The sequence below is a fragment of the Kineococcus sp. R86509 genome (assembly GCF_042466365.1).
Classification (GTDB): Bacteria; Actinomycetota; Actinomycetes; order Actinomycetales; family Kineococcaceae; genus Kineococcus.
Genome location: NZ_JAXHCE010000001.1, coordinates 3,707,294 through 3,723,985 on the forward strand (window position 1 = coordinate 3,707,294; position 16,692 = coordinate 3,723,985).

The 16,692-nt window shown below is 73.1% G+C and carries 16 protein-coding genes and 1 riboswitch; of the genes, 10 read left to right on the top strand and 6 right to left on the bottom strand.

Features of this window, described 5'->3' with window-relative positions; genetic code table 11:
* Nucleotides 1–12 precede the first annotated feature (12 nt).
* Entirely contained in the window at nt 13–726 is a 714-nt protein-coding gene (locus SJY07_RS18120; RefSeq protein ID WP_380160998.1) for a GntR family transcriptional regulator, read from the bottom strand.
* A 77-nt stretch (nt 727–803) separates the two neighbouring features.
* On the opposite strand from SJY07_RS18120, the gene mgrA reads away from it, so the two are divergent.
* From mgrA to SJY07_RS18165, 9 genes are all read left to right on the top strand, one after another.
* Nucleotides 804–1,838 (top strand): L-glyceraldehyde 3-phosphate reductase, encoded by a 1,035-nt coding sequence (mgrA, locus tag SJY07_RS18125; RefSeq protein ID WP_380161000.1) that lies wholly within the window; start codon nt 804–806, stop codon nt 1,836–1,838.
* A 47-nt stretch (nt 1,839–1,885) separates the two neighbouring features.
* A riboswitch (TPP riboswitch) is annotated at nt 1,886–1,986 on the top strand.
* On the top strand, nt 1,980–2,807 hold the full coding sequence (gene thiM, locus SJY07_RS18130) for a hydroxyethylthiazole kinase (RefSeq protein WP_380161002.1): 828 nt from the start codon (nt 1,980–1,982) through the stop codon (nt 2,805–2,807). (Overlaps the previous riboswitch by 7 nt.)
* A complete protein-coding gene (gene thiE / locus SJY07_RS18135) occupies nt 2,804–3,430 on the top strand; it encodes a thiamine phosphate synthase (protein WP_380161003.1) in 627 nt (208 codons plus the stop codon). The genes thiM and thiE overlap by 4 nt, the downstream gene beginning before the upstream one ends.
* Entirely contained in the window at nt 3,427–4,272 is an 846-nt protein-coding gene (gene thiD / locus SJY07_RS18140; protein WP_380161005.1) for a bifunctional hydroxymethylpyrimidine kinase/phosphomethylpyrimidine kinase, read from the top strand. The genes thiE and thiD overlap by 4 nt, the downstream gene beginning before the upstream one ends.
* On the top strand, nt 4,269–4,934 hold the full coding sequence (locus SJY07_RS18145) for a TenA family protein (RefSeq protein WP_380161006.1): 666 nt from the start codon (nt 4,269–4,271) through the stop codon (nt 4,932–4,934). The genes thiD and SJY07_RS18145 overlap by 4 nt, the downstream gene beginning before the upstream one ends.
* 54 nt (nt 4,935–4,988) lie before the next feature.
* Nucleotides 4,989–6,215 (top strand): acetate/propionate family kinase, encoded by a 1,227-nt coding sequence (locus tag SJY07_RS18150; protein WP_380161007.1) that lies wholly within the window; start codon nt 4,989–4,991, stop codon nt 6,213–6,215.
* Between the two features lie 54 nt (nt 6,216–6,269).
* Nucleotides 6,270–8,369 carry a phosphate acetyltransferase gene (gene pta / locus SJY07_RS18155; protein ID WP_328292817.1) on the top strand — a complete coding sequence of 700 codons (2,100 nt, stop codon included), beginning with the start codon at nt 6,270–6,272 and terminating at the stop codon, nt 8,367–8,369.
* A gap of 289 nt (nt 8,370–8,658) precedes the next feature.
* Nucleotides 8,659–10,362 (top strand): DEAD/DEAH box helicase, encoded by a 1,704-nt coding sequence (locus SJY07_RS18160; RefSeq protein WP_328292816.1) that lies wholly within the window; start codon nt 8,659–8,661, stop codon nt 10,360–10,362.
* Between the two features lie 157 nt (nt 10,363–10,519).
* Nucleotides 10,520–10,960 carry an OsmC family peroxiredoxin gene (locus SJY07_RS18165; RefSeq protein WP_380161008.1) on the top strand — a complete coding sequence of 147 codons (441 nt, stop codon included), beginning with the start codon at nt 10,520–10,522 and terminating at the stop codon, nt 10,958–10,960.
* A 23-nt stretch (nt 10,961–10,983) separates the two neighbouring features.
* Here the strand turns inward: SJY07_RS18165 and SJY07_RS18170 are convergent, their stop codons facing one another.
* Nucleotides 10,984–12,348, bottom strand: a complete 1,365-nt coding sequence (locus SJY07_RS18170) for a serine hydrolase domain-containing protein (RefSeq protein WP_380161009.1) — start codon at nt 12,346–12,348, stop codon at nt 10,984–10,986.
* 134 nt (nt 12,349–12,482) lie between these two features.
* Here SJY07_RS18170 and SJY07_RS18175 point away from each other — a divergent pair, with 134 nt between their 5' ends.
* Nucleotides 12,483–13,418, top strand: coding sequence for a TIGR03621 family F420-dependent LLM class oxidoreductase (locus SJY07_RS18175; RefSeq protein WP_380161010.1), 936 nt, complete (start codon nt 12,483–12,485; stop codon nt 13,416–13,418).
* Between the two features lie 302 nt (nt 13,419–13,720).
* Here the strand turns inward: SJY07_RS18175 and SJY07_RS18180 are convergent, their stop codons facing one another.
* The 4 genes from SJY07_RS18180 to SJY07_RS18195 form a co-directional block, all read right to left on the bottom strand.
* Complete coding sequence (locus tag SJY07_RS18180) at nt 13,721–14,371, bottom strand: MOSC domain-containing protein (protein ID WP_380161011.1); 651 nt, start codon at nt 14,369–14,371, stop codon at nt 13,721–13,723.
* A 4-nt stretch (nt 14,372–14,375) separates the two neighbouring features.
* Nucleotides 14,376–14,735, bottom strand: a complete 360-nt coding sequence (locus tag SJY07_RS18185) for a nuclear transport factor 2 family protein (RefSeq protein ID WP_380161012.1) — start codon at nt 14,733–14,735, stop codon at nt 14,376–14,378.
* A 64-nt stretch (nt 14,736–14,799) separates the two neighbouring features.
* The gene (locus SJY07_RS18190) at nt 14,800–15,720 is read right to left on the bottom strand and encodes an oxygenase MpaB family protein (protein ID WP_328292811.1); all 921 of its coding nucleotides are present in this window, start codon (nt 15,718–15,720) and stop codon (nt 14,800–14,802) included.
* 34 nt (nt 15,721–15,754) lie between these two features.
* A complete protein-coding gene (locus tag SJY07_RS18195) occupies nt 15,755–16,612 on the bottom strand; it encodes an NAD(P)H-binding protein (protein ID WP_380161013.1) in 858 nt (285 codons plus the stop codon).
* Between the last annotated feature and the right edge of the window lie 80 nt (nt 16,613–16,692).

The following is a 16,692-nucleotide window of genomic DNA, read 5'->3' on the forward strand; positions in this document are numbered from 1 at the left end:
CGGTGACCGTGCTCAGCGGTCGTCGGAGAAGAACTCCGGGTGCTCGGCCCGGACGACGGCGATGTCGTCGAACACCTTGCGCAGGTGGCTCCGCAGGGCGGTCGCGGCGGTGTCCGCGTCGTGCGCGGCCACCGCGTCCACGACGGCCTCGTGCTGGTCGATCAGCACGCCGAGCTGGTCGGGCAGCGGGAGGGACAACCGGCGGGCCCGGTCCAGGTGGGCCTTGGCCCGGCTCACCGAACGCCAGGCCGCGGCGTGCCCCGAGACGGTCAGCAGGCGGAGGTGGAAATCCTCGTCCAGGGCGAAGAACCGGTCGTGCTCGCCCCGGTCCGCCGCACGGCGCTGGTCCTCCAGTGAGCGGCGCAGGTCCTCGACGTCGTCCTCGCCCACCTGCGGGACGGCCTGTTCCAGCGAGGCCAGTTCGAGGGCCTCGCGGACGAACTGCGCCGTGGCGATGTCGCTCTCGCGCAGGGGGGAGACGAACGTCCCGACCTGGGGGACGACGTTCACCAGACCGTCTTCCACGAGGAGGATGAGGCTCTCGCGCACCGGGGTCCGGCTGACCCCCAGCGCGGCCGCGAGTTCGTTCTCGGACAACGGGGTGCCCGGCGGGTACTCCAGTCCGACGATGCGGCGGCGCAGCTCGTCCAGGACCAGCGCGCGAGCTCCCCGCGGACTCCCCGCGCGCTGCGCGGGTCGGGACGTCCGTGCGGGGGGCGGGCTCACGGGACCAGTCTCGCAGGGAGGCCCGACGTGCTCGCCCGGCAGTGCCTCCCACGGGGTGGTCGTGGCAGGATCGGCGGGTGACGTACACCGCAGACGCTGGACGCTACGAGTCCATGCCCTTCCGCCGCTGCGGCCGCAGCGGGATCGAACTGCCGGCCCTCTCGCTGGGGTTCTGGCACAACTTCGGCGACGACAAGCCGTTCCAGACCCAGCGCGACATCGCCCGCCGCGCCTTCGACCTGGGGATCACCCACTTCGACCTCGCCAACAACTACGGCCCGCCCTACGGCTCGGCGGAGACGAACTTCGGCCGGCTCTTCGCGGAGGACTTCAAGCCCTACCGCGACGAGCTGATGATCTCCTCCAAGGCCGGTTGGGACATGTGGCCCGGTCCCTACGGCGACCACGGTTCCCGCAAGTACCTCACGGCGTCGCTGGACCGGTCGCTGCAGCGCATGGGCCTCGACTACGTCGACGTCTTCTACCACCACCGACCGGACCCGGACACCCCGCTCGAGGAGACGATGGGGGCGCTCGACGCCGTCGTCCGCTCGGGCAAGGCGCTCTACGTCGGGATCTCCTCCTACGGCCCCGAGCGCACGTTGCAGGCCTCGCGGATCCTGCGCGACCTCGGCACCCCGCTGCTGATCCACCAGCCCTCGTACTCGATGTTCAACCGCTGGATCGAGTCGGGGTTGCTCGACGTGCTCGAGGCGGAGGGGGTCGGCTGCATCCCGTTCACCGCGCTGGCGCAGGGGTTGCTGACCAACCGCTACCTCAACGGCATCCCCGAGGACTCCCGTGCGGCGCAGGGGAAGTCCCTCGACCCCTCGATCCTGGGCGGCGACACCCTGGCCCGCATCCGCGGCCTGCAGGAGATCGCCGACGGTCGTGGTCAGACCCTCGCGCAGCTCGCGCTGGCGTGGGTGCTGCGCGACCGTCGCGTCACGACGACGCTCATCGGGGCGAGTTCCGTCCAGCAGGTCGAGGACAACGTCGCCGCCGTGTCGAACCTCGAGTTCAGCGACGAGGAACTGAAGGCCATCGACGAGTTCGCCGTCGACTCCGGCGTCGACCTGTGGGCCCAGGCACGCGCGGGCGGGGAGAACTGACCCAGCGCCGACCCAGCGTTTGACCATGGCCTGACGGTGCTACTGTCGGCCGCGACACGGGGTGCTCCGCGCAGATCACGGAGCTGAGAACACACCCGTCGAACCTGACGCAGGTAATGCTGACGAAGGGATGTCGCGGCCATGACCGCCGTTGCACCAGAACACGTCCGTCCCGAGCAGGTCGTGGCGGCGCGCGCCGCGCTGAGCGAGCGTGCCCCGCTCGTGCAGTGCCTCACGAACTCCGTCGTGCAGACGATCACCGCGAACGTCCTGTTGGCGGCCGGTGCCTCCCCGGCCATGGTGGACAACGTCCACGAGTCGGCGACGTTCGCGCAGCTCGCCTCCGCCGTGCTCGTCAACGTCGGCACCCTCGACGACGAGAAGGCCCGGGCGATGTCGCTGGCGGCGGAGTCCGCCCACCGGAACGGAACCCCCTGGGTCCTCGACCCCGTCGCCGTGGGTGGGCTGGAGTTCCGCACCCGCGTCGCCCGCGAGCTGCTCCAGCACGCCCCGACCGTGGTGCGGGGCAACGCCTCCGAGATCCTCGGGTTGGCCGGCGCGGGAGCCGGCGGTCGCGGGGTCGACTCCACCGACGGCGTCGAGGAGGCCCTGGTGGCCGCCCGCGAGATCGCCGACCGCACCGGGGGAGCCGTGGCGGTCTCCGGGGTCGTCGACGTCGTCGTCCAGGGTGGACGCACGGTCCGGGTGAGTGGTGGCCACCCGCTGCTGACCCGCACGACCGGGGCGGGGTGTTCCCTCGGGGCCCTCGTCGCCGCCTACGCCGCCGTCGCCGAGGACCCCCTGGTCGCGGCCGTCGCCGCCCACGTCCACGTCGCCGTCGCCGCGGAACGCGCGGCTGCGCAGGGGGTCGGGCCGGGGACCTTCGCGATCCGCTGGCTGGACGAACTCGACGCCGTCGACGCCGATGCGGTCCGCGACGACCTCGCGCGCTCCGGGCGGATCGCGTGAGGCGGGGTTTCGACCCCACGCTCTACCTCGTCACCGACACCGCCCAGTGCCGACCCCGCGGAGTTCCCGCGGTGGTCCGTGCGGCCGTCGCCGGCGGGGTGACCGCCGTGCAGGTGCGGGCCAAGGACGGTGGCGACCGCGAACGCCTCGCGCTCGTGCTGGCCGTGCAGGAGGCGTTGCGGGGAAGCGGTGTCCCGTTGTTCGTCAACGACGCCGTCGACATCGCCCTCATCGCCGGCGTCGACGGGGTCCACCTCGGGCAGTCCGACCTGCCGGTCGAGGAGGTCCGGCGGATCGCCCCCGGGATGCTGCTCGGGGTGTCGGTCTCGACGACCGAGGAGGTCGCCGCGATCGACCCGGGCGTCGTGGACTACCTCGGGGTCGGACCGGTCTGGGCGACCCCGACGAAACCCGACGCCGCCGCGCCGCTCGGCCCCGCAGGTCTCGCGACCGTGGTGGGGGCTTCTCCCGTGCCCTGCGTCGCGATCGGCGGGATCCACCCCGAGAACCTGGAGCAGCTGCACGGCACGGGGATCGCGGGTTTCTGCGTCGTGTCCGAGATCTGCGCCGCCGAGGACCCCGAGGTCGCCGCCCGGTCGTTGCGGACCCGGTGGGGATCGTGAGCGCACCCGTTCCCCCTCCCGTCCGCGTAGCTCTCACCATCGCGGGCAGCGACTCCGGCGGGGGAGCGGGGATCCAGGCGGACCTCAAGACGTTCGCCGCGCACGGGGTCTACGGGGCGAGCGTCGTCACCGCGCTGACGGCGCAGAACACCCACGGGGTGCGGGGCATCCTCGCGGTCCCCGCGGAGTTCGTCCGTCTGCAGCTGGACACCGTCCTGGACGACATCACCGTCCACGCCACCAAGATCGGCATGCTCGCCGGGGCCGACGTCGTCCTCGCCGTCGCCGAGGTGCTCCGCTCCCGCGCGCTCGGACCGGTCGTCCTCGACCCCGTCATGGTCGCGACCAGCGGCGACGCGCTGCTCGACCCCGACGCCGTCGCCGCGGTGCGCGACGTGCTGCTGCCGCTGTCCGACCTCGTCACCCCCAACGTCCCCGAGGCGGCGGCCCTGCTGGGCGTGGACGCCGCGACCTCCGTGGCGCAGTGCCGGGACCAGGCGCAGGAACTGGCGCGGCGCAGCGGCACCGCCGTCCTGCTCAAGGGTGGGCACCTCAGCGGGCAGGCCAGCGTCGACGTGCTCGCGAGTCCCGGGAGCCCCGAGACCACCGTGCTCGTCCGGCGCGACCGGGTCGACACCACCGCCACCCACGGCACCGGCTGCACGCTGTCCTCGGCGCTGGCCGCCCAGGTCGCCCTGCACCCCGGAACCGGCTGGGACGTCCTCGTGGAACCCGCCCGCGACTACCTGCAGGCCGCCCTCCTCGCCGGAGCCCGCCTCGACGTCGGGTCCGGGCACGGACCGCTGGACCACGCCCACGCCCTCAGGGAGCACCGCTCGTGAGCTTCACCGACGACACCTGGACCCGCACCGCCGGCCTGCGCACGGCGGTCGAGAACTCCGCGTTCCTCGCCGAACTCGGCGCCGGGTCGCTGGACCCCGCGACGTTCCGGCACTACCTGGAACAGGACACGATCTACCTCGCCGGCTACGCCCGGGCGCTGTCCCTGCTCGCGGCCCGCGCGCCGGGACCCGAGAGCGCGGGGTTCTGGGCCGGTTCCGCGCACGGCGCCGCGAGCGTCGAGGTGTCCCTGCACGCCGACCTCCTCGCCGGCGGGCGGTTGCCGGAGCCGACGGGACCGGCCCTCGCGTCCCCGACGACGCTCGGCTACGTCTCCTACCTCGTCGCCGCCGCGGCGACCGCCCCCTACGCCGTCGCCGCCGCCGCGGTGCTGCCCTGCTTCTGGATCTACGCCGACGCCGGGCGACGACTGGCCGCCCACGCGGACCTCGTCGCCGACCACCCCTACGCGCGGTGGGTCGCGGCCTACGACGCCCCGGAGTTCCACCTCTCGGTGGAGCGGGCCCGGCGGTTCGTGGACGAGGCGGCGCTCGCCGCCCCGGGTGACGTCGAGGCGATGCACGAGGCGTTCGCGACCGCGACGCGCTACGAGTGGATGTTCTGGGAGACCGCCCACACCCGTGAGGGCTGGCCCGCTGCGTGAGAGGGTCGATCCGGGGTTCCGCACGGGCGGGACGAGCACCGTGAGGAGATCAGCGTGTCGACCAGTCAGGGTTCCGTCGTCGTCGTGAACTGCGGCAGTTCCTCGGTGAAGCTGGCGCTCGTGGACCCGGTGACGGGGGAGCGGGCGCTCAGCTGCCTCGGGGAGCGGATCGGGTCCCCGGACGCCGTGGTCCACATGACGACCGCCGTTGACGGTGAGCTGAGAACGCGCACGATCACCCCGGCCGCCACCACCCACCGCGGCGCCCTCGCGCACGTCCTGCAGCGCCTGCTCGACCTCGACCTGCCGCCGCTGCTCGGCGTCGGGCACCGCGTCGTCCAGGGTGGCGCCGTGTTCCGCGGTTCCGTCCGCGTCGACGACCGGGTGCTGGCGCAGATCCACGAACTGTCGGCCCTCGCCCCCCTGCACAACCCGGCCAACGCCTCCGGCATCGAAGCCGCCCGGGCCGTCCTGCCCGACCTGGAGCACGTCGCCGTCTTCGACACCGCCTTCCACCAGACGATGCCCGAGGTGAACTACCGCTACGCGGTGCCGACGCAGTGGTACGAGGAGTTCGGCGTCCGCCGCTACGGCATGCACGGGACCAGCCACCGCTACGTCAGCCAGCGCGCCACCGAGCTGCTGCAGGCCTCCGGGCGGGACCCGCGCGGGCTGAAGCTCGTCGTGGCTCACCTCGGGAACGGGTGCAGCGCAACGGCTGTCCTCGACGGTCGCTCCGTCGACACCACCATGGGCCTCACCCCGCTGGAAGGCCTGGTGATGGGCACCCGCTCGGGTGACGTGGACCCGGCGGTCGTCGAACTCGTCGTCGCCCGGACCGGGATGAGCGTCACCGAGGTGGTGAAGCAGCTGAACTCGAACTCGGGGCTGCTGGCGCTGTCGGGGCTCTCCAACGACGTCCGGACGCTGTCCGGCCAGGCCGCGGAGGGGCACGCCGGGGCCAAGCTGGCGCTGGAGGTCTTCGTGCACCGGGCGGCCAAGCACGTCGCCGCGCTGACGGTGTCCCTGGGCGGGCTGGACGCCCTCGTCCTGACCGGTGGGATCGGCGAGAACGCCAAGAACGTCCGCTCGATGCTGCTGGCCAAGCTCGCCCACCTCGGACTCGTCGAGGACCCCGCCGCCAACGACGGGCACGGCCGCTCCGCGACACCGACCGGGTGCATCACCGTCCCCGGCGGCGGACCGCTGGCCATGGTCGTCCCCACGGACGAGGAGCTGCTCATCGCGCGGGACACGGTCGCCCTCGTCGAGCACCGCTGAACCCCCGCAGGGGCTGCCGTCGCCCCCCGGGGCTGCGTGGGGGAAGGTGAAGCCATGGCCCGCGTGCTGCTCGTCGTCCCCACCGGCCACGGTGCCGGCCTCACCTCGACCTGCCTCGGGCTGGTCCGGGCCCTCGACGCCCGCGGGGTCGCCGTCGGGTTCCACAAACCGCTGGCGCAGGCGACCCGCGGGTCCGAGGCCGACCGCTCCGTCGCGCTCGTCCGGCTCACCACCACGCTGGACCCCTCCGAACCCATCCCGGCCTCCCGCGTCGTCGAACGCCTCTCCCGCGGCGACATCGACGACCTGATGGAGGAGGTCGTCGCCGCCGCCGAGAAGGTCCTCGCCGCCCACGACGTCGTCGTCGTCGAAGGCCTCGCCCCCTCCGCCGACCAGGTGTTCTCCGGCCGGGTCAACCAGGCGCTCGCGACGGCGCTCGACGCCGACGTGCTGCTCGTCGGGTCCGCCGGCGTCGACGGCACCGACCCCGGCGCACCCGAACGCATCGCCGAGGACATGGCCGTCACCGCCGGGACCTACCGGACCGGCGAGGCGCTGCGCGTCATCGGCGGGGTCGTCTCGCGCTGGCCCGTCCCGGAGGACCCCGAGACCGCCGTGGCCCGGATCTCCGCACTGCGCGGCGCGCTGGAGCACCACGAGATCCCCCTCGTGGGGGCCGTGCCCTTCCGCGGTGACCTCACCTGGGCGCGGGTGCGCGACCTCGTCCACGACCTCGACGTCGAGGTGCTCACCCACGGCGACCAGGGCCGGCGCATCAAGGAGGTCGTCGTCGCGGCTCAGGCCGTCCCGGGGATGCTCCCGCTGCTGCGCGAGGGCCGCCTCATCCTCGTCCCCGGCGACCGCCACGACGTCGTCATGGCCACCTGCCTCGCCGCGCTCAACGGCAACCGCCTCGCCGGTCTGCTGCTGACCGCCGGCGTCGGGATGGACCCCCGCGTGCAGGAGCTCACCGCGGCCGCGGCTGCCACCGGGCTGCCGATCCTGCGCTCCGACCGCTCCACCTACGCCACGGCCACGGCCGTCAACCGGCTCGACCCCGAGGTGCCCGCCGACGACGCGGAACGGGCGCTCGCGGTCTCCTCGACGGTCGCCGACGCCCTCGACCCCGGCTGGCTGGCCCAGCTGCCGACGGCCTCGCACACACCACGCCTCTCGCCCGCGGCCTTCCGGCGTCGCCTCACCACGCTGGCCGCCGAACGCCGGCAGCGGATCGTCCTGCCCGAGGGCGCCGAACCGCGCACGATCCAGGCCGCGGTCATCTGCGCGCAGCGCGGGATCGCCCGACCCGTGCTGCTGGCCGACCCCGACGAGGTCGCCTCGGTGGCGGCCGGGCTGGGGCTGACGATCCCCGAGGGGGTCGAGGTGCTCGACCCGGCCGGTCTGGTCGAGACCTACGTCGACGTGCTCGTCGAAGCCCGCAAGCACAAGGGCATGACCGTCGACGTCGCCCGCGACTCCCTCGCCGACCCGATCTGGCTGGGGACGGCGATGCTGCAGGCGGGAGCCGTCGACGGTCTCGTCGCCGGTGCCGTGCACACCACCGCTGCGACGGTTCGCCCTGCGCTGCAGATCATCCGGACGAAACCGGGGGCCCGGTTGGTGTCCAGCGTGTTCTTCATGTGCCTGCCCGACGACGTCGTCATCTACGGCGACTGCGCGGTGAACCCCGACCCCGGGGCCGAGGACCTGGCCGACATCGCCCTGCAGTCCGCGGCGTCGGCGCGCGCGTTCGGGATCGAACCCCGGGTCGCGATGATCTCGTTCTCCACCGGCTCCTCGGGCTCCGGCACCAGCGTGGACAAGGTGGCCGAGGCGACCCGCATCGCCCGCGAGCGCGAACCCGACCTCATCATCGACGGGCCGTTGCAGTACGACGCCGCCGCCGTCGCCTCCGTCGCGGCCTCGAAGGCGCCGAACTCACCCGTCGCCGGCCGCGCCACCGTGTTCGTCTTCCCGGACCTGAACACCGGCAACACGACGTACAAGGCGGTGCAACGCAACGCAGGGGTCATCTCGGTGGGGCCGATGCTGCAGGGGCTGGCCAAGCCCGTGAACGACCTCTCGCGCGGCGCGCTCGTCGACGACATCGTCTACACGATCGCGCTCACCGCGATCCAGGCTTCGCGCGGCTGAACCCGTTGCGGCGCACGGCCTCGGGATCGTTGCCTCCCCGAGGTCGTCCAGTGACCTCGGGGAGGCAACGATCCCACTGCGGGGCCGCTCCGGGGCCGCCGGGGTGACGCCGGGAAGGGTTGAGCGCTCAAGCCTGTTACTCTTCTCAGGACGGTGTCGATGCCGTCATCTCAGCGGGCGAGCCGCCCGCGAGGTCGCTTGAGTCCCATACCTCAGCATCTGTGCGCTACCGCGCGCCCTGGGGGCGGACCGCCGTGCGGCCGACGAGCCCACGTGGAGTTCTTCTTCCATGCCCCAGTACGAAGACCGTTCGTACCGTTCCAGCCGTCCCTCGCGTTCTGACGAGGGCGGGTTCCAGCGCCGCGATTCCCGTGGCTACCGCACGGAGGACCGCCCGTCCTCCGACCGCTCCTTCGACCGGGACGACCGTCCCCGTTCGAGCGGTTACCAGGGTGGCGGTGGCGGCAGCTACCAGAGCCGTGGCGGCTCGTCCTCCGGTGGGTACCAGGGCGGCAGCAGCAGCCGCGGTGGTTTTTCCTCCGGTGGCGGCAGCCGCAGTGGCTACCAGGGTGGCGGCAACCGCCGCAACAGCACCCCGCGCAGCCCGCGCTCCTTCGCCCCCTCGGCGACCGAGCAGGCCCTCACCGCGGCCGAGCTGATCGAGGTCGCCGAGTCGACCTTCGCCGAGCTCGGTCTGCCCGACGAGCTGGTGCAGGCGCTCGAGCGTCGCGGGATGACCGCGCCGTTCGCGATCCAGTCGCGCACCCTGCCCGACGGCATCGCCGGCCGCGACATCCTCGGCCGTGCCCGCACCGGCTCCGGCAAGACCCTCGGGTTCGGCCTGCCGATGCTCGCGCGTCTCGCCTCGCAGAAGCGGGCCCGCATCACCGGTGCACCGCGCGGTCTGGTCCTCGTGCCGACCCGCGAGCTCGCGATGCAGGTCGCCGACGCGTTGCGTCCCCTCGGTGACTCCCTCGACCTGCGGCTGTCCGTGGTCGTCGGCGGCGTCCCCTACGGCCGTCAGATCTCCGCTCTCCAGCGCGGGATCGACATCCTCATCGCCACGCCGGGTCGACTCGTCGACCTGATCGAGCGCGACGCCGTCTCCCTCGCCGAGGTCGACATCGCCGTCCTCGACGAAGCCGACCACATGGCCGACCTGGGCTTCCTGCCCAACGTCCGGGCCATCCTCGAGGGCACCAAGCCCGGCGGGCAGCGGATGTTCTTCTCCGCCACCCTCGACCGCGGTGTCGAAGCCCTCGTGAACGACTTCCTGACCGACCCGGCGTTCCACGCCGCGCCGGCCGACCCCGACGACGTCGGGCACATGGAGCACCGGGTCTTCGCGGTCCGGCCGCACGACAAGCTGTCGATCCTCACGGAGATCAGCAAGCGTCCGGCGCGTTCCATCTTCTTCGTGCGCACCAAGCTCGGCGCCCAGCGCCTGGCCGACCAGCTGCGCGAAGCCGGTGCGCCGGCCGAGGCGATCCACGGGGACCTGCGCCAGTCGCAGCGTTCCAAGGCGATCGACGCCTTCTCGGCCGGGGAGACCCGCGTCCTCGTCGCGACCGACGTCGCCGCCCGCGGCATCCACGTCGACGACGTGGACCTCGTCGTGCACGTCGACCCGCCGAACGACCACAAGGACTACCTGCACCGCTCCGGCCGCACCGCGCGCGCCGGTGCGACCGGGACCGTCCTCGCGATCGCTCTGCCCGACCAGGTCCGCCGTTACGGCTGGCTGCACCGGGACGCGGGTGTCGAGGCCAAGAACGTCGAGAACGTCAACGCCGGGGACGAGACCGTCCGCGCCGTCGCCGAGTCCGGCGAGATCGTGGTCATCAAGCCCCGTCGCACCGAGACCCGCGAAGGTGGTGCTCGTGGCCCGCGCCGCGGCCCGCGTCGTGAGGGCGGCTTCCGTGGCGGTCCCCGCCGCGAAGGCCAGGGTGGCGCTCCTCGCGGTCCGCGTCGCGAGAGCGCTCCGCGCGACTGACGCACGACCGATGCACGACTGACTGACGACAGGGCCCGTGGGGATCTCCCCACGGGCCCTGTCGTCGTTCTCCGCCCCGAGGAACGGCTCGGGGTGGCGGGCTGCGGGTGAGGTGGCGAGGATGGGGTCGCCAGACGTCCCGAACAGCGGAGGAACCATGCCCACCCGTACCGCACGCACCGCCTGGAACGGCACCCTCGAGACCGGCTCCGGCCAGGTCGAGCTTTCCAGCTCCAAGGTCGGCACCTACGACGTCTCCTTCCCCAAGCGCGCGGCCGACGACGCCGGCGGCACCACGAGCCCCGAGGAGCTCATCGCCGCCGCCCACTCCTCCTGCTACGCCATGCAGTTCTCGGCGCTGCTGGCCGAGGCCGGCGGCACGCCGGAGAGCCTCGAGGTCACCGCCGACGTCTCCCTCGGCCCGGACGCCGCCGGCGGTTTCAAGCTGACCGGCATCGCGTTGAAGGTCACCGGTGAGGTCAGCGGGATCGACAACGACACCTTCGTCAAGACCGCGCAGGCGGCCAAGGAGACCTGCCCGGTCTCCAAGGCCCTCACCGGCGTCGAGATCACCCTCGAGGCCTCGCTCGACGCCTGACGCGAGACGTCACCGTCGAGACGTCAGACCGGCGCGTAGCGGTCCAGCGGCACCATCGTGATGCCGCTGTGGCCGCGCAGCGTCGGGGTACCGTCGGCGCGCCGGCCCAGGGTCCAGTCCTCCCCGAACGACCCGAAACCGCCGTCCCGCACGACCTTCAGGGTCTGCCCGTCGAGCACGTCGAACGTCACGGGGTTCGCGGCGGGGTCCGCCGTGTCGGGGTCGAAGGAGATCAGCGCAGAACCCGCCCGCACGACGTCCTGCGGGCCCCACAGGTTGGCCCACCGGCCGCAGAACGCGTCGAGGTCGACGGTGGGTTCCTCGGTCCCCCACTCGGCGAGGAACAGGTCGACGAGCTTCGCGACCCCGACCGCGAGTTCCGACGCCGGGCCGTCGACGCTGTTGGTGAGCACGCTCAGCGCGAGGCCCGACTCCGGGTCCAGGAGGCTCTTCGTGATGTGGCCGGGGAACCCGCCGGAGTGCCCGACCAGTTGTCGTGCACCGACCTTCTCGCCGATGAACCCCAGACCGTAGAACCGGTCGGTCCCCTCCGTCGGCCACTCGGCGCGCTGCGCCAGCCGTTTCGCGTGCTCGCTCAGCAGCTCGGTGCGTCCGTGGCGGTGCGCGGAGAACCACGCCGTGAGGTCCTCGGCCGTGGAGCAGAAACCGGTCGCCGCGGCCATCCCGGCGGTCGAGGGGTGCGGGAGCGGACGTCGCGGCCCGGTCGAGGCGGGGGAGTACCCCGTCACGAGCTCGCCCGCCGCCGGCAGGTCCGGAGTCGTGCGCGCCAGACCCAGCGGGGCGACGAGTTCGCTCGCGACGAACTCGCCGTAGGGGGTGCCCGTCACCGCCTCCACGACGAGGCCGAGCAGCGAGTACCCGATGTTGGAGTACTTGAACCGCGAGGAGCGGGGGATCACCGAACCCCCGGACCGCACGGCGGCCCGCAGCCCGTCGACGTCGAGGAACCCGTGCTCCAGTTGCCAGAAGTCGCCGTCGAGGCCGTCGCGGGTGAGGCCCGCGGCGTGGCCGAGGAGTTCACGCAGGCTCGCCCGGGCCAGTTCGGCGTCCTCCTCGGCGACCCACGGCACGTGGGTGGCGAGGGTGTCGTCGAGCCGGAGCCGGCCCTGTTCGGCCAGGCGCAGCACGGCCGTCGCGGTGAAGGTCTTGGAGTGCGAGGCCACCCGGAACACGTGCTCGGGGGTGAGGGCGACGTCACCCTCGCGGTCGGCGTGGCCGTGGGCGCTGGAGTGCACCAGGTCGTCGTTCAACCGGACGGCGAACTGGACACCGGGAACGTCGAGACGCCGACGACGGAACTCGATCCAGTCGGCGGCGACGGCGGCCGCAGCGGCGACGACCTCGGGCGTGAGGGTGGGAGCAGGCACGGGCTCACGGTAGGACACGGGCCACGCGGGGTCAGCACGGTTTCGGTCGTGCCGACGTCCGCCACGTCACCGTTCGCCCTCGGCGCACGTCGCGGGGCTGGGCACCCGGGCGGTCCGGACACCACAGTGACGACGTGAGCGAGCACCCGATCCACGTCTCCCTGCAGGCCTCGCCCCAGGACGCTGCGTCCTGGGTCGACCTCGCCCGCCGCTGCGAGGACGCCGGGTTCCGCGCCCTCCTGGTCTCCGACCACCCCGGCAGCGGCCCCTCCCCCTTCACCGCCCTCGCCGCAGCAGCCACCGCCACCACCACCCTGCGACTCGGCACCTACGTCCTGAACGCCGGCATCCGCGACGCCCTGCTCATCGCCGCCGACACCGCCACCCTCGACGTCGTCTCCGACGGCCGCGCCGACGTCGGCATCGGAGCCGGTCACACCCCCGCGGAGTGGGAGATGACCGGACGCACCCGCCCAGACGCCGCCGGTCGCATCCGGCACCTGATCGACGTCGCCGGCGCCGTGCGCACCCTGCTGGACGGCGAGACGGTCCCCGCCGCCGACGTCGGCGCCGTTCGCGACGTGGTCCTGTCCGGCCCGCGGCCGGTGCAGGAGCAGGTGCCGTTGCTCGTCGGGGGCAACCACCCCGACCTGCTGACCTGGGCCGGCGCCCACGCCGACGCGGTGGGCCTGTCCGGGCTGGGCCGGACCCTGCCCGACGGGCACTCCCACACCGTGTCCTGGACGCCGGCGCGGATCGAGGCGAGCATCGCCGCGGTGAGCGCCGGCGCCGGCGCGGTCGGTCGTGAGGTGCCGCCCCTGGAGGCGCTGGTGCAGGTGGTCACGGTGACCGATGACCGACGTGGCGCCGTCACGGACATGGCGCAGGAGACCGGGACGGACGTCGAAGACCTGCTGGCTGCGCCCTACCTGTGGGTCGGTACCGCCGAGGAGATCGTCGAGCAGGTGCGGGCGGCTCGTCAGCGGTGGGGGATCAGTCGTTGGGTCGTGCGCGCGGGCGCTTTCGACGCTGTGCGCGGGGTCATCGCCCGCCTCGCAGAGAACTCTTGACCGTCCGAGGATTCGTCGAGAACACCACCTTCACCTGCACCTCCCACGCCCCCCGGACAACTCAGGAGCGGGCTCTGGGCAGGTCCCCATCCTCGCCGATGCGGCCGCGAACCGGGTGACGGCCAGAGCGAGAGCAGTGGGGGTGTGGAGCTGGGCTCCCGCAGGAGCGCAGCAGCCTCGGAGCGACTCGAGTTCACGACCGTCTCGCGATGTGGTCGTCACCCGAGCAGTGCCCGGCCGGCCCGAGCACGCCCGTGACACCCTCGTGGCGCATGGCCCGATGGCTGCTCCCCGAACGCCTCTCAGTGCTGAGCGAGGCGACGAGCGACTACCTCGGAATCCTCCGGGGGTAGTTCCGGGACGCCGCTCAGCAGCGGCAGCAGATCCGGCTGCGTGGTGAACGCGGCGAAGGCCGTCGCCACGCTCACCCCGTGCGCCGGCACGTCCAGAACCCTGACCTGCATGCCGGCGCTGAGCGTTCCCGGCGTCAGCACCCTCAGGTAGGCGCCGGGAACACGCGCTCGGGTGAATCGCGGCAACCACCGCTGCTCTCCCAACCACACCGCGAAGGTCACGCACGGGATCCGCGGGCAGGAGACCTGCAGGACCACCTCACCGATGGACCACCGTTCGCCGATGACCGCTTCGTTCACGGCCAACCCCGAGGTGGTGAGGTTCTCCCCGAAGACGCCGTTGGAGAGCGGACGGCCCAGTTCGCCCTGCCACAGGTCCAGGTCCTCGCGGGCGTAGGCGTAGACGGCCTGGTGGTCGCCACCGTGGTTCTTGGTGTCGCTGATGTGATCACCGACCAGGCCGCTGCCACCTTCGCCCTTGGGGCCGGGCGCTCGCACCGCTACCGGGCCGACGACCGGGCGTTTGTCGATGCCACTGGTCCCCGACTTCGCCGCGATGGGTCGCTGCCGGCCGACGTTGACGCTCGAGATGACGGCCACGCAGTCACCCTAGGAGCTGCCGCGTCCGGCGGACAGCGACTTTCCCGCCTCGCCAGGTGCTGGATCCTTCGAGGATCGGCTGGTGCTGGTCGTCGCCGAAGTACGCGGTGACGTTCGCCCGCGCGTCGGCGTCGGCGTCGGCGTCGTCTCCGTCCTCGTCGACGACGACCCCGGTGACGAGGTGCTGGAGGACGGGGATCGGTTCGTGGATGGCCTGCACGGTCGACACCAGCTGTGCACGGCCGGAGAGGTGTCCGACCGCGGTCGTCGCGCGTATCAGCCGGAGGGAAGCGGAAACCTGCCGAACGCCCTGGAACGGCTGCAGGCGTGGTCCACCGTGAACTGCGACGACGAGTCGGGGCACGGTGAGGGCATCTCGGGTCGAGACCCTCGACGACTTCGGCCGGCGCGCCGTCCCGACTTCACGGTCATCCCGCGGTCCCGTCGGGTCCGACGGACGTCCGGGAGGGCGACGCCCGGACGCGTCGCCGGGACACCTCGGCGTGCGGCCACTCGGCGAGGCGTTGCGGCAGCACGGGTCTCGCGGCCCGCAACCCGGTGCGGAGGAGGCCGGCGGCGGTGCGTCGTCCCCGCGTCGGGGCGATGCCGTAGTCGAGCGCCAACCGCAGCGGCAGCAGGTCGGCCGTGATGCTGCGGGCCAGCGCCGCCACGCCGGGCAACGGGGGAGCGGTCCGCTGGGTGAGGACGTCGCCCGCCACCCGCCGGGCCGCGTCGGTCACGACCAGTCCGGCGACGGTCCGCTCGACGTAGGCGTCGAACTCCTCGACGCTGCCGGGCAGGGCACGGTCGGGGACGGCGAAGAGCCGCGCGAACGGTTTCGACTCCTGCCAGTGCCGTTCGCGCTGCTCGGGGCTGAGGACGAGACCGACGTAGCGTTCCGCGACGCGTCGGGCGGTCCACACCAGCGTCGCGTGGACCCAGAGCGCGAGGTCGGGGTCGTTGGCGCGGTAGGGGGTCCCGGCCGGGGTGCCGGGGGCGTCGGTGCGGGTGGTCCCGCGGACCCGGGCGTGCTGCGCGCCGACGTGGCGGGCGATCGCGTGCGCCTGCTCGGTGTCCCCGAAGGCGATGGTCAGCGCGGCCTGCAACGTGCCCAGCAGCCGGTGCGCCGGACCGGAGGTGTAGTCGCTGTGCACCGCGACGCCTTCGGCGACGAGGGGGTGCGCGACCTGGAGCAGGATCGCCGCCGGTCCGCCGAGGACGACGGCCCGTTCGGCGCTGACCCGCTGGAACTCACCACCGGGGACGCAGACCCCGGGGTCGCCCACCACCCCCGCGGACGGGGGCGGTGGGAGGACCGCGGTCAGGGGCAGTCGCGGGAGCCGGGGCACGCCCGTGATGCTGCCACGGCTAACCGCCCCGGGCTCAGGCCTGAGCGGCCCGGACGGCCTCGGCCAGCGTGGTGGCCGGGCGCCCGGTGAGTTCCACCAGGTCGGTGCGGTCGGTGGCGAGCTGGCCCTGCGCGATGGAGGTGTCGAGCGCAGCGACGAACCCGGCGGTGCCGGCGTCGAGGCCGAAGCCCTGCAGCGCGGCGACGTGCTCCTCCGTGGAGACGTCCGTGGAGACGACCGTGGTGCCGGTGACCTCGGTGATCGTGGCGGCGAGCCCGGCGAAGTCGAAGCTGTTCCCGGCGAGCTCGTAGACCTGTGCGGGGTCCTCGGCCAGGAGGGCGGCGACGGCGGCCTCGGCGTAGTCGGCGCGGGCGGCGGCGCTGACCCGTCCACCGTGGGTGGAGCCGAGCACGGCCCCGGCGGCGAGGTACTGACCGAGCTGCTCGGTGTAGTTCTCGAGGTACCACGAGTTGCGCAGCACCGTGAAGGGGACACCGGCGCGCGACAGCAGGTCCTCGGTGGCCCGGTGGTCGGGGGCCAGCGGGCTCGTGGAGGTGTCGGCGCGCAGGATCGAGGTGTAGGCGATCCGGCTCACGCCGGCGGTCTTCGCGGCCTCGACGACGTTGGTGTGCTGGGCGATCCGCGCGCCGGGTTCGCTGCCGGAGACGAACAGCAGGCGGTCGACACCGATGAACGCGGCGTCCAGGGAGGCGCGGTCGGCGTAGTCGCCGGCGCGGACGACGACACCACGGGCGGCGAGGTCGGCGACCTTCGCGGGGGTGCGGACGACCGCGACGACGTCGCCGGCGGGGACGCCCTTCGCGAGCAGCGCCTCGACGGCGAGGCGGCCGAGCTTGCCGCTGGCGGCGGTGACTGCGTAGGTCGTGGACATGGGGTTCTCCTCCGGATGGGGCACTGCGTTGTCGATGGCACTAACTATTCCACAGTGCCAGGCATTCCCGCGGTGCCGGG